The 15,232-nt window shown below is 42.9% G+C and carries 13 protein-coding genes and 3 pseudogenes; all 16 read right to left on the reverse strand.

What is annotated here, in order from left to right; genetic code table 11:
• Nucleotides 1-19: 19 nt before the first annotated feature.
• The gene (recA, locus tag FU659_RS15390; protein ID WP_147948402.1) at nt 20-1,066 is read right to left on the reverse strand and encodes a recombinase RecA; all 1,047 of its coding nucleotides are present in this window, start codon (nt 1,064-1,066) and stop codon (nt 20-22) included.
• A gap of 173 nt (nt 1,067-1,239) precedes the next feature.
• Nucleotides 1,240-2,490, reverse strand: coding sequence for a competence/damage-inducible protein A (locus FU659_RS15395; protein WP_147948403.1), 1,251 nt, complete (start codon nt 2,488-2,490; stop codon nt 1,240-1,242).
• Between the two features lie 40 nt (nt 2,491-2,530).
• Nucleotides 2,531-3,118, reverse strand: coding sequence for a CDP-diacylglycerol--glycerol-3-phosphate 3-phosphatidyltransferase (gene pgsA, locus FU659_RS15400; protein ID WP_147948404.1), 588 nt, complete (start codon nt 3,116-3,118; stop codon nt 2,531-2,533).
• Nucleotides 3,115-4,443 (reverse strand): 30S ribosomal protein S12 methylthiotransferase RimO, encoded by a 1,329-nt coding sequence (rimO, locus tag FU659_RS15405; protein ID WP_147948405.1) that lies wholly within the window; start codon nt 4,441-4,443, stop codon nt 3,115-3,117. Before rimO ends, pgsA begins: the two co-directional genes overlap by 4 nt.
• Nucleotides 4,444-4,570: 127 nt before the next feature.
• Complete coding sequence (locus tag FU659_RS15410; protein ID WP_147948406.1) at nt 4,571-5,062, reverse strand: YajQ family cyclic di-GMP-binding protein; 492 nt, start codon at nt 5,060-5,062, stop codon at nt 4,571-4,573.
• 144 nt (nt 5,063-5,206) lie between these two features.
• On the reverse strand, nt 5,207-6,082 hold the full coding sequence (locus FU659_RS15415; RefSeq protein ID WP_147948407.1) for a helix-turn-helix domain-containing protein: 876 nt from the start codon (nt 6,080-6,082) through the stop codon (nt 5,207-5,209).
• 49 nt (nt 6,083-6,131) lie between these two features.
• Nucleotides 6,132-6,875, reverse strand: a complete 744-nt coding sequence (locus tag FU659_RS15420) for a DUF3388 domain-containing protein (RefSeq protein WP_397355831.1) — start codon at nt 6,873-6,875, stop codon at nt 6,132-6,134.
• 125 nt (nt 6,876-7,000) lie between these two features.
• Entirely contained in the window at nt 7,001-7,144 is a 144-nt protein-coding gene (locus tag FU659_RS35510; RefSeq protein ID WP_187274175.1) for a hypothetical protein, read from the reverse strand.
• Nucleotides 7,132-7,845 carry a hypothetical protein gene (locus FU659_RS15425; protein ID WP_147948409.1) on the reverse strand — a complete coding sequence of 238 codons (714 nt, stop codon included), beginning with the start codon at nt 7,843-7,845 and terminating at the stop codon, nt 7,132-7,134. Before FU659_RS15425 ends, FU659_RS35510 begins: the two co-directional genes overlap by 13 nt.
• A 94-nt stretch (nt 7,846-7,939) precedes the next feature.
• Nucleotides 7,940-8,191: a DUF3243 domain-containing protein gene (locus FU659_RS15430; protein WP_147948410.1), complete on the reverse strand. Its 252-nt coding sequence runs from the start codon at nt 8,189-8,191 to the stop codon at nt 7,940-7,942.
• A 94-nt stretch (nt 8,192-8,285) separates the two neighbouring features.
• Nucleotides 8,286-9,038, reverse strand: a complete 753-nt coding sequence (gene ymfI / locus FU659_RS15435; RefSeq protein ID WP_147948451.1) for an elongation factor P 5-aminopentanone reductase — start codon at nt 9,036-9,038, stop codon at nt 8,286-8,288.
• A pseudogene (gene yfmH / locus FU659_RS15440) lies at nt 9,038-10,326 on the reverse strand (EF-P 5-aminopentanol modification-associated protein YfmH). Before yfmH ends, ymfI begins: the two are co-directional and overlap by 1 nt.
• 3 nt (nt 10,327-10,329) lie before the next feature.
• Nucleotides 10,330-11,609: pseudogene (gene yfmF, locus FU659_RS15445) on the reverse strand (EF-P 5-aminopentanol modification-associated protein YfmF).
• A gap of 102 nt (nt 11,610-11,711) precedes the next feature.
• Nucleotides 11,712-12,518: a spore cortex-lytic enzyme gene (gene sleB, locus FU659_RS15450; RefSeq protein ID WP_147948411.1), complete on the reverse strand. Its 807-nt coding sequence runs from the start codon at nt 12,516-12,518 to the stop codon at nt 11,712-11,714.
• 122 nt (nt 12,519-12,640) lie between these two features.
• Nucleotides 12,641-14,060: pseudogene (locus tag FU659_RS39325) on the reverse strand (DNA translocase FtsK); the annotation flags it as partial.
• A gap of 371 nt (nt 14,061-14,431) precedes the next feature.
• Nucleotides 14,432-15,178 carry a hypothetical protein gene (locus FU659_RS39330; protein WP_261807837.1) on the reverse strand — a complete coding sequence of 249 codons (747 nt, stop codon included), beginning with the start codon at nt 15,176-15,178 and terminating at the stop codon, nt 14,432-14,434.
• Nucleotides 15,179-15,232: the final 54 nt, after the last annotated feature.

The following is a 15,232-nucleotide window of genomic DNA, read 5'->3' on the forward strand; positions in this document are numbered from 1 at the left end:
CATTCTCTATATGTTTTATTTATTCGAAAGCTGCTTCTTCATCGTCTATTTCATCATCATCCGTGTTTGGACCTACTGCTTTAATTAAATTACTATTTTCACGGATTCTCAATTCAATAGTCTCAGAAATCGCTTTGTTCTCTTTCAAAAATTGCTTTGCATTCTCACGACCTTGACCAAGTCTCTCGCCTTCGTACGAATACCATGCTCCGCTTTTGTTAACAATGTCCATCTCTGTACCGATATCAATGATACTGCCTTCACGAGATATACCTTCGCCATACATGATATCTACTTCTGCTTGTTTAAACGGTGGTGCCACTTTATTCTTCACGACTTTAATTCTCGTACGGTTACCGACCATATCATTTCCTTGCTTGATCGTTTCCACACGACGAACATCCAAACGAACCGAAGAATAAAACTTAAGCGCCCGGCCACCTGGCGTTGTCTCTGGGTTGCCGAACATAACGCCAACTTTTTCACGAAGCTGGTTAATGAAAATCGCAATGACTTTCGACTTGTTAATTGCACCAGAGAGCTTACGAAGAGCTTGGGACATCAAACGAGCTTGCAGACCTACGTGTGAATCGCCCATTTCCCCTTCAATCTCCGCTCTAGGAACAAGTGCAGCAACAGAGTCAATAACGATGATATCGACAGCACCGCTGCGAACAAGCGCTTCTGCGATCTCAAGTGCTTGCTCGCCTGTATCTGGTTGGGAAAGTAACAATTCATCTATGTTGATACCGAGCTTGCTTGCATACAAAGGATCCAAAGCATGCTCAGCATCGATAAAAGCGGCTTGTCCGCCATTCTTTTGTACTTCTGCGATAGCGTGTAGAGCAACGGTTGTTTTACCGGAAGATTCAGGTCCGTACACTTCAATAATTCTTCCGCGGGGAAATCCACCTATACCGAGTGCGATATCAAGAGCAAGCGCTCCTGTAGAAATCGTCTCAACTTGCATATGTTTGGACTCTCCAAGCTTCATGATAGAGCCTTTTCCAAACTGTTTCTCGATTTGACGTAGTGCATTATCAAGTGCGGCGCGACGATCTGTCAAAACATTCACTTCCCTTTTATCATTATAGGTATATGATAACTTGTTTTCAGGTGTTTGCCAAGCTATTTTTCGAACATACATTCGTTTTTTTAGCGAACAAACAAAAAACCGCAACAAAGTTATCGCTTTGCTACGGTTCTTCCGTTAACACCTAGCTTGATTATAAGCCAACTCTAGGTATCTTTCAACTGTTTCCATAGTTGATAGAGTGCGTTTTTGGCCGCTCGATGCTTGATTGTTTCTCTGGTGCCGGAAAGCTGCAGACGAAATACTTTTGTCTCAACTTTCTTTTGGGCAAGACCCAAATAGACGAGTCCTACCGGCTTGCCTTCAGACGGGCTTGGACCGGCTATGCCTGTGACCGAGATACCGAAGTCACTTCCGGTCGTTGCAAGCAAATTCTCAGCTAAGAGAGCCGCTGTGTCGCTGCTAACGGCCCCAGGGGAACCCTCACCTTCCAATACATCCATAGGAACACCAAGAAGTTTATGCTTCAGCGCATTTGAATAGCAAATAATTCCACCTAGAAACGACTCCGAACTCCCTGAAACATTAGTAATCATATCGCTAAGTAAGCCTCCTGTGCAGCTTTCGGCTACAGCAAGCTTAAGCTTGGACTTTGCTAGCATTTGCAGAACAACAACTTCAATAGGGACATCGTTTTCTGCATACAGATATTCACCTACTCGGCTTCTGATTTCCTGTTCAGTTGTTTGAATTTTCTGCTCACCCTCAATCGGTGTATTGGCCCGTGTCGTTAGACGAATCGTCACTTCGCCTTCTTTTGCATACGGAGCAATCGTAGGATCTGTTTGCGTTTGAATCAAATCCAGCAGGGTATGCTCCAAATTGGATTCCCCAATACCGGCAAATTTAAGCATCTTGGAATAAAGCGGCACTTCATCGGTCATGACATTACGCAGCCAAGGAATGGCATAGTTCGTGAACATCGGCTTCATTTCTTTGGGTGGACCTGGCAATACGATGTAGTGTGTACCCTCATGGGTGAAAGCAACACCGACGGCTAGTCCTGTTTCATTATGTAAAAAATCACTGCCCGTAAGCATAAGTGCTTGCCTGCGGTTGCTCTCCACCATATGAATGCCGCGTGTTAGGAACATCTCGGTGATCGCCTTCATAGAGGGTTCATGCAAAACAAGCTCACGTCCTACGTAAGCCGCCAATACGTCCTTCGTAAGATCGTCCTGAGTAGGTCCGAGTCCTCCGGTACAAATCACTACATCAGCTCGTGAGGAAGCCAATTTGAACGCTTCCAGCAATCGCTGTTCATTATCCCCGACAACTGTCTGGTAATACATATCAATGCCGTTCGCTGCGCATTCCCGTGAAATAAATTGCGCATTCGTATTCACGATTTGACCAAGCAACAACTCTGTTCCAATAGCTACGATTTCAGCTTTCATCCTTCGAGCCTCCTGAAATAGAAAAAACCAATAGGTCTCCCTATTGTGTCTTCTCTGAAAAGTCTATGACATGCTTATTTTTAACAAAATATTCAATACCTGAGTAAACCGTAATAATGGCTGCTGCCCAACTAGCAATCACATCAAAGGGAAAGTGCACAAACGTAAACGGAAAATTATTGATAAGAAGGGCAATGATAGCCGTAATCTGAGCGGCCGTCTTGGCTTTTCCCCATTTGCTCGCCGCCATTACGGTACCCTCTAATAAAGCGATTTGGCGAAGTCCGGTAACTGCCCACTCTCTACTGATGATCACAATGACGATCCAAGCATCTACCTTACCCATTTCTACTAAAGAAACGAGCACAGCAGTAACAAGCAGCTTATCCGCCAAGGGATCAAGCAGCTTGCCTAAATTGGTTACAAGCTTACGCTTTCGTGCTATGTAACCATCTAAACTATCTGTACTCGCTGCAATAATAAAAATTAAAGCAGCAATAATTTGATTGTACGTAATGCTGAATTCCTCAATTCGAATGTGAGGAAACTTGACCTGAATCAACAAAAAAAACATGATGATCGGGACTAGTAAAATCCTCGCCACAGTGATGCGGTTGGCTAGGTTCATGCAATAACCTCCCCTGACAAGTCAAATTCATAGGAGTGAGTAATACGAACTCTTGCGAGCTCACCAATATTTAGCTTTGCATTCGAAACGAATACTTCCCCATCAATTTCGGGTGCATCGAACTGAGAACGACCGATATAGACATCACTTCTACCATCGTATCTCTCGATCAGAACATCAATTTCTTGCCCGATGCGGCGTCCGCCGCGCAAGTTGGAAATTTCGCGTTGAATTTCCATCAATGTATTCGCACGGAATTCTTTCACATCATCAGGAACTTGATCCGGCAGTCGTGCTGCAGGCGTATCATCTTCCTTCGAATAGGCAAACACACCAAGACGGTCGAATTCTACATCGCGTACGAATTGCTTCAGATTCTCAAAATCTTGCTCCGTTTCTCCTGGGAAACCAACAATTAACGAGGTACGAAGAGCAACATCAGGGATAGATTCGCGAATTTTTCGAACAAGCTCGCGCGTATCCTTCTGACGACCCGGTCTGCGCATCCGTTTAAGAATCGAATCTTCACTATGTTGAAGCGGCATATCGATATACTTGCAAACCTTAGGATTTTCTGCCATCACAGCAATCAGCTCGTCACTAAAGAAGCCAGGATACGCATAATGAAGACGAACCCACTCAATTCCTTCTACTTCGCTGACTTTGTTCAACAACGTAGGAAGCATAAAACTATCATAAAGATCCGTTCCATAGTTCGTAGAATCCTGCGCGATCAGACTAATTTCCTTAACGCCTTGTGCAGCAAGTCCTGTTACTTCTGCGACAACAGATTCCATACTTCTGCTTTTGAAACTGCCCCGCATAATCGGAATACTGCAGAACGTACAAGCATTATCGCAACCCTCTGCAATTTTAACATATGCGGTATAACGCGGAGTTGTGACCAGTCTCGGTAAATCGGCATCATAATTGAAAACCGGATTTCCTACTAGTACAGGCTTCTTCCCACGTAAGGCCTCATCTACAATATGATTGATTTTATCAAAATCGCCTGTCCCCACAATGCCATCGATTTCCGGCATTTCTTCCATCAGCTGCTTTTTATAACGTTGTGTTAAACAGCCGGAGACGATAAGCGCCTTCAAGTTCGCTGTCTGTTTAAGTTCTGCCATATCCAAGATAGTATTCACGGATTCTTCCTTCGCCGCATCAATGAACCCGCAAGTGTTCACGATAATAACTGTGGCATCCTCTTTGTTGTCCACAAGTTGAAAGCCGCGGCCATGAATTAATCCTGACATAATCTCGGAATCGACCATATTCTTTTCGCATCCGAGCGTAACTACTTTAACCTTTTCTGTCATGAAAGAAACAACCTCCAATAGTCCTAAAAACACTCCATACCAGTATAATACAAGCCCTATAGGGTGTCAAAATGTAAAAACCCCCTATATCTAGGGGGAACTGGTCAATAAAACCTTTTATGTAACCTTATTTCAAATTCACGAATTGCAAATCAAGAGAAATATCGGCTTTGCGAAGCAGTGATATGACGGCTTGAAGATCATCTCTGCTTTTGCCTGTCACACGAATTTGATCACCTTGAACTTGCGTCTTCACTTTGAGTTTGGAATCGCGGATTAATATATTTATCTTTTTGGAATTCTCTTGATCGACACCTTGTTTCATGCTAATTTTCTGTCTTACGGTTGAAGAGGCAGCAGGCTCAACTTTACTATACTCCAGATTCTTAACGGAGATACCGCGTTTAGTCATTTTAGCATGCATAATGTCTAAAACGTTCTGCAGCTTAAACTCATCATCCGAGATGACAACCAGTTGATCTTTTTCCAATTTAATGCTGCTTTTACTACCTTTAAAGTCAAAGCGGGTCAAAATCTCTTTCTCGGCCTGCTGAATGGCGTTGGTTAATTCCTGTAAATCTACTTTGGACACAATATCAAACGAACATTCTGAACTCATTTTAGCAAAACATCCTTTCCATCAAAATACAATAGCATTATAGCAAGAAGCTGTAAAAAAAGAAACATCACGTAGCCCACAGCTTAGGCTGGATGTTTCTTCGTATGCATCATTACCCGGGAAAGCGCAGGAAACGTCAAAATGCTAGTTTTTTTGCAAATTAAGTTGGATTCGCTTTGGATTAGGCGTATCGCCCACGGGAATGACGGTACCATTCACATTTAGTTCCAGAGCACTCGCTGCCCCCACATTTAAATAAGCTGAGCTTACTAAATCGAAGGCATCGGTATCTCCAGCATTATAAAGCTTCTGTCTAAGCATGTTTTCTTTAGCGCCATCTGCTGCAAGGGAATCGATGCGTATCCAGCATGCCCCTGTAATCTTCATCTTAATATTTAGATTCGCAGTTCCGGTAATCGTGTAATTGTCTACACCCTTCTCACTATTGCTAAATTTAACCTGAACAGCAGCGGGTGTTTGTGTCGGCACAGGTGTCGGGGTTGGCGTTGGAAGAGGCGCCACTTTACCATCACCGGATGCATTCGACTTAACGCTTGAAGAAGGATTCGTGGAGTTCGTAATCCTTGAAGATTGTGTCTGTGATGGCTTCTGATCTGCTGGCGTTCCTTTATAATTCTTGTAGGTATAGTAGTATACGATACCAAAAATAAGAAGAATGAAGCAAATAAACATGACACTTGAAGCCCAACGACTCAATTTCTCTGTATTACGAACACTCGTTCTATTCGTACGAATGGTCTCCACTACAGGTTTATCTACGATCAGGGAGGGATTTGTCGTTTGGTACATATTCAGTACTTCAGTTGGATCAAGTCCCACCGCTTCTGCATAGCTTTTGATGAATGCACGAACATAAAAACTGCCAGGGAGTACTTTGTAGTTCCCTTCTTCAATCGCTTCCAAATAGCGCTTTCGAATTTTCGTAACTTCCTGAAGATCATCCAGTGATATTTTTCTCTCCAAGCGTGTTTTGCGTAAAATATTTCCTAGATCAGACATATGGTCACCTCCCCGCAAGAGTCGTAGTTATGTATAGACGCTACTAACATTAAAATGGTTCGGATGTGTATGTAAATGAATCGTAATTGATCTCTTCATCCGGGCTGTTTCTCAGCTCAATGATATAATTAAAGTCATTATAAGTGTATTCGGATTCCCGGATAAAGATATCCGGATGCTCAATAACCTTCGTTGATGGCATGGCCATAATGTCTTGCAGAAGGCTGTAATGCTTCTCGTTGGAACGAATCGTCGAAACAATCCCATCAATAATATACACATTATTAGGGGTCATCTCGTCTTCCGAAAGCTGACTGCGAACGGTTTGTCTTAGCAGGGTAGACGAAACGAAAGTCCATCGTTTGTTGGAACACACACTTCCGGCAATAATCGATTCAGTCTTACCTACTCGCGGCATGCCACGAAGCCCAACAACCTGATTGCCCTCGCGCTTGAATATTTCTCCAAGAAAATCAACTAGCAATCCCAGCTCATCCCGTGTGAATCGGAACGTCTTGCGATCATCGGAATCACGTTCAATATAACGACCATGGCGAACAGCCAAAATATCAACAAGTTTAGGGGGTCTCAAAGCTGTGATTGTAATATTATCTACTTTTCTCAGCATTTTACCCATTAAGTCAATTTTTTCTTCATCGTTTGTCTGCAAAAGCATACCTCGGGTACGATCTTCAACCCCATTAATCGTTACAATGTTAATATCGAGCATCCCCATCAGAGAGGCGATATCCCCAAGTAAACCCGGGCGGTTTTTGTGAATCTTATATTCCATGTACCACTCTTTAACGTCCAATCTTTCCACCTCATCGCAATATCTGTAACGATCAACGTTACTACTCAATAATTTCTGCAGTTTTCGTCAAAATCCTTTTTTTTATCCAACTAAAGACACAATTATTATTTTATTTTTAGTTCTTTCAGCTCTTGTTCGTTATAATTTGATTTACCTGCTTGCCAAGTATGATTCATCATGACTGCAAGGCGGTTTTCAAATATTTTTGTCCAATCCAGCTCTGTTGATAAAGAACTCACCATATCCATGACAGACACACCAAGGGTCTTTGCTTTCTGTATGGAAGCCGCATCCGTTGGCGTATAAAAATAATCCAGTTGGCTGCATGATGTCTGGTTTGATAAGCCAATTGTTGAAACCACTGTGGATTATTATCGAGTAAAACAATATGGTCAGCTTCTTCGGAAGGTGCCCACGCGGAAGGAATTGGATGATCACCACTCGTAACCCATTCTACAGCGACATTGCTTGCCAATAAGTCTTTCATCCACTTATTTTTTAGATTTTCTACTTGTAGCGGGTCGATTTGCATGAGGGAAGCAGCGTCAGTAGCTATGCTCCCATTGACATCCAATTGACTTTGTAAAAATGTCCATTTCCCCGGTATACTTCCTTGCTGAATAAGAGTATTTGCAGAGGGAAATAGTTCATTTCCTATCACATATATGTAATCATAAGTTCTTTCCTTCAAACTTATTACTGTTTTTTCATCCAGTAGATTTACATCTTTGATCCAGTCATAGGCAATAAATTGGGCATCCCTCCATTGCTGAAGTGCAGTCCCTACTGATAATTTCGTTGCTTCAGACAAGGTTGGCGATGTTAGCATAAGAACGGAAATCTTCTTATCCAACAGGTCTTGTTTAATGACCGGAATGCCGCGGTTTCCACAACCCGTTACAAGTAAAGAAATAAGCAATAGAACGAACATATAACGTTTTATGTACATGAAATTAAGATTCCTTTCGTTCTTATAAAAGCATGCAAAAGCCTCCGAAAGAGGAGGCTCTCACATATAACCTTATTGAATTGTAAAACGGTTATTAGGCTTTGTCTACTAATTTTACCATGAGGCGAGCAAGCGTGCGTTTCTCTTGCTCATCCCCCGCATCCCATAACTCTTTGAGCACACGTTCCTGCTCATTTTCGGGATCTACCTTATTAGCCAAAAATTCGCCAATTTGAAAAGCAAGTTTTGAGACCGTTTCTTCGTTCATCCCTGCATGTCCAGCTTGACTCACACGTTCTGCCAGAAACTCTTTCCACTTGTCGAATGCTTTAAGTACAGTAGCCATTGTAGGAAGCCTCCTTGAATTGTGAGAAATGGTCATTACGTACTTAATATTCGCTTTTCAAACCGAATTTATGCGTAAGGCGCCGCTCATCCAATTACGTTAACCAACCGCCATTGGGACTAATAATTTGCCCTGTAATATAACCGGATTCCGGTAATGCCAGAAAATAGACAAGAGAAGCAATTTCGTCAGGCAAAGCAAAACGACCTACCGGAATTTCATTCGCAATGGCAGCCTGTTCCTCGGGTTGAAAGCCAGACATCATATCGGTATGTACAGGTCCGGGTGCGACCGCATTCACCGTGACACCGGAAGGGGCAAGCTCCCTCGCCAACGCTTTCGTGAAAGCATTCAGCCCCCCCTTTGCTGTTGAATATACGACTTCACATGAAGCGCCCGAAATACCCCAAATGGAAGACACATTAATAATGCGGCCATACTTTTGCTGGATGAGAGAAGGCATGAACGCTTGTGTACATAGAAAGGCTCCCTTTAGATTAACATCCATAATCAGATCCCAATCCTCTTCACTTACATCAGAGAGCAATCCATAATGGGCAAGACCCGCGTTATTCACAATAATATCGGGAACCATCTCTCTTTGATCTAACTTTTCTTGCATTTTACTAATTTGATCACGATAGCGAATGTCCGCTGAAACGGTCAACACCTTGGTGCCGTGCTTCATACAGGAGCGAGCAACTTCATTAGCCGCTTCATGCGAATCGCGATAATGAATGACGACATTCATCCCAACTGAAGCGAAACGCTCGGCAATAGCAGCACCAATGCCTCTGCTGGCTCCTGTAATTAAAACCGTTTGTTCTTTAAAGGGTTTAACCAACATCACGACGAAACACGACTTTGCACAATGGACACTGCTAGTTTGCTCCAGTCAAAATGCTCGCGGAACCTTACATTAACATCTTCAAGGGTAAGCTGTTCGTAAACAGGCAAAATATCAAATAAGTCAATCCCTTTAAAGCGATATTTTGTAAATTCATTCGCGATTGATTCCGGAGAATTCATCATACGCAGAAAATTGCCGATTTTCTTTTTGCGGCTCCGTTCAAATGTCAACTGATCAAGACCTGACTTTTTACGCTTTTCTACTTCCTCGCGTATACGCGAAACAAGTTGATCCGGGTCTTTGGTATCTCCGCCAATAATCGAGAAGGCATACCCTTCACTAATGTTGTACTCGTGGCCAAAATTATCAGAAATGAGCTGCTCGTCATAAAGCGATTGATACATATCAGAACTAGAACTGAATAAGATATCCAGCATTAATTTTGTCGTTAATTCTTTGACCAGCAGTGCTTTACCATTTATGGAAGGCGCCGCTTCTTTTAGCCCTAATAAACATTTGGGCATGGATACCGGGAGATGAGTTACTTTACGCGATTCTTTTACTTCCAGAGGCTCCTCTGCAAAAATCGTTCAATTTTCCCCTGTGGCGCAAATGTTTTTGCAGCTTGATTTTCCTTAACTGCATGAAGCACCTCTTGTGCATCAACCCCACCAACAACAAACAAACTCATGTTCGATGGGTGATAAAACGTATGATAACATTCATACAAGGTTTCTTTGGAGATTTCAGCAATAGATGCCACCGTACCGGCGATATCGATATGGATTGGATGCTTAGCGTAGAGGGATTCAATGAGTCCATAGTAGCTTCTCCAATCTGAATTATCTTGGTACATTTGGATTTCTTGGCCAATAATCCCCTTTTCCTTCTCCACATTTTCATCTGTAAAATAAGGATTTTGAACAAAATTGATTAATGTAATTAAGTTTTTAATATACTCATTTGTTGAAGAGAATAAGTAAGCCGTACGGTCAAAGCTGGTAAAAGCATTAGCCGAAGCTCCATGCGAAGCGAACGTAGCAAAAATATCGCCTTCCGGTTCTTCAAACATTTTATGCTCCAAGAAATGAGCAATCCCATCTGGAACTTGAACCGCATCTTTGCCTTCTACCTGAAAGAAGTTATCAATGGAACCGAATTGGGTTGTGAAGGTCGCATACGTTTTTTGGAAGCCTTCTTTAGGCAAAATAAACACATGTAGCCCATTATCAAGCTGCTCATGATAAATCGTTTCGTTGAGATGTGGATAAGGTATAGCCTGCATCGTCTATTCTCCCTTCTGATCCCGCAAAAAGTATATCGTATCCAGTTGAACCCGTTTGGCTGCTTCTGCAATGGCAGGAATGGTTACTTGTTCCACAGATTCAATTAAATTCGAAACCGTACGTTCTTTTCCGGACAAAATAGCATTAAAGTCGAAGGATATTAATTCAAAAGCAGAGTCCTGAATTTCACGAAGTTGATTAGCAATCATCGCTCTGGTCTGACTCCATTCAACTTCGCTGATTTGGCCCTGTTCAATGGCAGCAAGTTGTTTCTTTATAATTTCAACGGCTTTCTCGTAGTTTTTCATTTCAATTCCGGATTGGATGGTCAAAATGCCCTTATGTCCGTCAAAACGGGAAGAGGCGTAATAGGCCAAGCTGGCTTTCTCACGTACATTTATAAACAACTTGGAGTGCGGATAACCACCTAAAACTCCATTGTACATAAGTGCAGTCGGATAATCCTCATCTCCATAAGAAATATGTGTTCGTAAACCCATATTCAACTTGCCTTGATTAACGTCCAGACGCTCCACGACCGTTTTCACTTCTCTTGAAGTTTCCTTTTGCATAGAGGTTTCGTAGCCGACATCCTCCTTGCGTTCCATTGTGAACGCTTGTTGGACAATCCTTTCTACTTCCGCAAGCGTAGTGTTGCCTACAACATAAACGTCAACGGGGGCAGTGCCAAGCCACTGTTTATACTGTTCGTAAAGCATCTGCGAATTAATACCGTCAATCGCTTCAATTTTGCCAAGTGGGTGCAGCCGATAGGGATCATCGCTACACATTTCTTCCAAACAACGTTCAGCGGCGTAGCGAATTTTATCGTTAATGACGGCTTCAATGCGTTTACGCAAGGTTTGTTTCTCGGCATCCACATATTTATTGCGAAAATGCTCATCTTCAAGCGCTGGTCGCGTTAAAGTTTCGCCGACAAATTCAAGACCTTTCCGTAAAAGTGATTCTGAAGAGGATACGAATCGGTCATTAATAATATCCATCCGCAATTGAACAATTTGGTAGTCGCCACGTTTATAAATATCAAAACCGAAGCCTGCCCCATATAAATCGTCTAAATACTCGCGGAATTGCTGTGTTTCCGGCTTCGATTCGGTTCCTCTGCGTAATACAAAGGGCGTTAATGCGGTATTCGTCACCGTATCTTCGTCTAAAGGACGGCCTATGTATACGGAATGGCAAATGTCTTAAAACGGTCTGTTGGCAATACATGGATTCGAATGTGATTCCAAGTGCTGCGTTCAAATTGTATATGTGTCAAAGGTCGAGTCTCCCTTCTGTATCCCTAGTATGTAACCATTATATTCCTATACGAAGAGGAGAAGCAACCAAAGTTGGTTCCTTCTCCTTGTCCTTACACAAATTATTTACAAAAAATATGCTTACCAATGTTTTTCACTTGAGGTCGACTCCAAATCCACTTGGAAGTAGCTGTTTCTGGGTTGAAATAATAGATACACCCTCCTGTGGGGTCCCAACCGGTCAGCGCATCCTTGACAGCTTTTTTCGTTGATTCGTCTGGTGTTAACCAAATTTGTCCATCAGCAACTGCTGTGAAAGCACCAGGCTGAAAGATTACGCCTGAAACCGTGTTAGGAAAGCTAGCCGACTTTACACGATTTAAAATAACAGCAGCAACGGCAACCTGTCCAATATAAGGTTCACCCCGAGACTCTCCATGTACGGCATTGGCCATCAAATTAATATCTTGTTCGGATAACCCAAGATTGTTAAAGGGGGTTAAATTAGCGGGTGGTTGGTTGGTATCGCCCGTATTCGTATTTTCATTGGCAGCCCCGCTTGAATTTCCGGCGTTACCAGAACCACTGTTAGGGGCAACGGTTGGTTTCCATTCTTTTGTAGCCTCCCATAATCTCAACTTCGTCTTGGGACCTACAATGCCATCCACCGTCATCCCAAACTCGCCTTGGAATCGTTTGACAGCCAATAACGTCTTATATCCGTAATCACCATCAATACTGCCACTATAGAAGCCAATGAACTTCAACCGGCCTTGTAGTTCATTTACATCTCCTCCTGTCGCTCCATACCGAACCTCATTTTTACTAAAGGTTTCTTCCGTTGGTGGATTGAACTTTCCTTTTAACTGAAAAGCAACAACCAATACAAAAACAATACAAAATGTAAGTACAATTAGTCGTTTATTCATTCCCCTTCTCAACCTCACTTTTCAAATTACAGCCTTTTCTTGCTTATTATGAGAAAGTGGGTTCCTGATTATACAAAAAAACACCCTCACGAGGAGAGTGTTTTTTAATTCAAGGTATGTATCTAAGAACTGATACGGGTTTGGTGATATTGTTCAATCGACATAAGGACTTCACGCGGCTTGCTTCCTTCGTAAGGTCCAACTACGCCTTTAGCTTCCATTGAGTCCACTAGTCTAGCCGCACGGGTATAACCAACTCTCATACGTCGTTGCAGCAAGGAGACAGAAGCTTGCTTTGCCTCGAGTACAATTTGAACAGCCTGATCGTATAGTTCATCCTCAAATTCATTTTGTTGCTCTGGCATTTCTTCAACCTGGGGAACCAATTCTTCTTGGTAAACAGCCTGTTCCTGTGTACGTACGAAGCCTACAACATGTTCTACTTCTTGATCAGATAAAAAGGCGCCTTGTATACGTACGGGCTTTGAAGCGCCTACAGGTAAGTAGAGCATATCGCCACGTCCAAAAGCTTTTCCGCTCCAACCATATCCAAAATCGTCCGGGAGTCGACTTGGGACGAGACACCAAAGGCTATCCGCGAAGGAATATTAGCCTTAATGACGCCTGTAATAACGTCCACAGATGGACGCTGTGTGGCAATAATTAAGTGAATACCCGCTGCACGCGCCATTTGCGCGAGACGACAGATGGAATCTTCAACATCATTGGCTGCGACCATCATCAAATCTGCTAATTCATCAACGATAATAACATAGTAAGGCAGCGGAGCTGCTGTTCCCGTCTCGGTCAGCATGGCATTATATCCTTCAATATTACGCGTTCCGCTCTTCGAAAATAACTCGTACCTCTTCTCCATCTCGACTACTATTTTCTTCAGTGCTAAAGAGGCGCGACGCGGATCAGTCACCACAGGAGCCAAAAGATGTGGAATTCCGTTATACACATTCAATTCAACCATTTTTGGATCGACCATCAGAAACTTCACTTCATTGGGTTTTGCTTTATACAGAATGCTCGTAATAATCCCGTTAATACAAACTGATTTACCAGAACCAGTCGCTCCAGCTACGAGTAAATGAGGCATTCGAGCTAAATTACCCACAATAGGCTGACCGGATATATCGCGGCCCAGCACGACCGATAATCTAGCACTGGATTCCTGGAAGGCACTTGTTTCCATCACTTCACGCATGGTCACGACAGAAACCTCCAGATTCGGAACCTCAATACCAATCGCTGATTTACCCGGAATCGGCGCTTCCATTCGAATATCCTTGGCAGCCAGAGCCAGCGCAATATCATCCGTTAACGAAACGATTCGGCTCACCTTAACACCAACGTCGGGCTGTATTTCATACCGAGTAACGGCAGGACCTCTAACAACTTCCAATACTTCGCGCGTACCCCAAAACTTTCCAAGGTTGCTTCCAGCTTCCTTGCGTTCGCTTTGTAATCCGACATCTCAAAGCCATTTCCCGCAGCAGGCTTGGCCAATAAATCAAGGGATGGTATTTCATAGGGACGAGTTATGATCTGAGGAGTATCCTGTTGAAATTCCAGTGTGATGGAGTCTTCAGACACATCTGTCTCTGCAGCTTTGGAAACGGGTTGTGCAATCGGCTGAGACTGAGCCGCGGGCTGTCTAACCACTTGCTGAGCCTCTTGATAAACCTGTTCTTGAAAATCCCGGATAATCGGTGTAGCGGGTTGATCCAGAGGTTCCAAATCCGCCACAATTGGTTTTTCGTTAGTTTTATAGACAACTTGCTCATTGTCTTCTTCATCCTCTGAGAGCTGCTCCTCTTCGGATTGGGATTTAGCCGCTGTCTTTTTAAAGTTTTCTTTGATTGGTTTGAGAAGTTCCATAATAAGAGGTGTTTTCTTTACTCGTTTCACCGGTTGGAAAACTTCTTCGTCAATTCATCATCTACGGGTACATAAGAAGCCTTCTTTGCCTTCATGGTACTTCCCCCTGCCGCAGCAGGTTGCGGCTGACGGTCTTCCCTGTCTTGCAGCCATTCCTTCATTCTTTCCCTAAAATTATGGCTAACATTACTGAATCGTCCGCGAACAATGTTACCCACATCGACATAAGAAATTCCTGTAGCCAGAATAAAGCCCATCACAAATAATGCATATTGAATTAATCTTGCACCCAAATAATCGAACAAGAAATACAAGATACTGTACATCAAGGCACCAATCATCCCGCCACCGATTCCGTGTTCAAGTGAAGCTCTACCTGCCTCATTATTTTGCAGTCCCAGTAACATAGCTTGCCAGGTTGATGAAATGACTTTTCCAGATGCAAATCCGCCCTCAGGGTAAAGCTGTGCAAATAAGTCAATATGATTCTTGATTAACAATCCAAGAATAAAGAGCAGAATACCTGCTTTCTTAGGTGTAACCAAAGGAGGCCAGGCTCTTTTTATCATCGCATATAGAGCTACGTATATGAAAATCAGCGGTATCAGTGAATACCAGGTTCCGATGAAAAATCGAAAGAGATAGGTCAGCGAATTGCCTACATGCCCTTGCTGAGCCAAAGCAATGACAGAGAAAATCAAGATCAAAATACCGTATAACTCGAATAGCAAACTTGTTTTGATAGCCTTTGCTTTTTTCTTGCGTTTCGCCACGCTTGTCACCCCCAAGACCACATTATACCATAATTGCCTTGAGGGATGATACAA

This window comes from Paenibacillus sp. N3.4 (assembly GCF_008017805.1).
Classification (GTDB): domain Bacteria; phylum Bacillota; class Bacilli; order Paenibacillales; family NBRC-103111; genus Paenibacillus_E.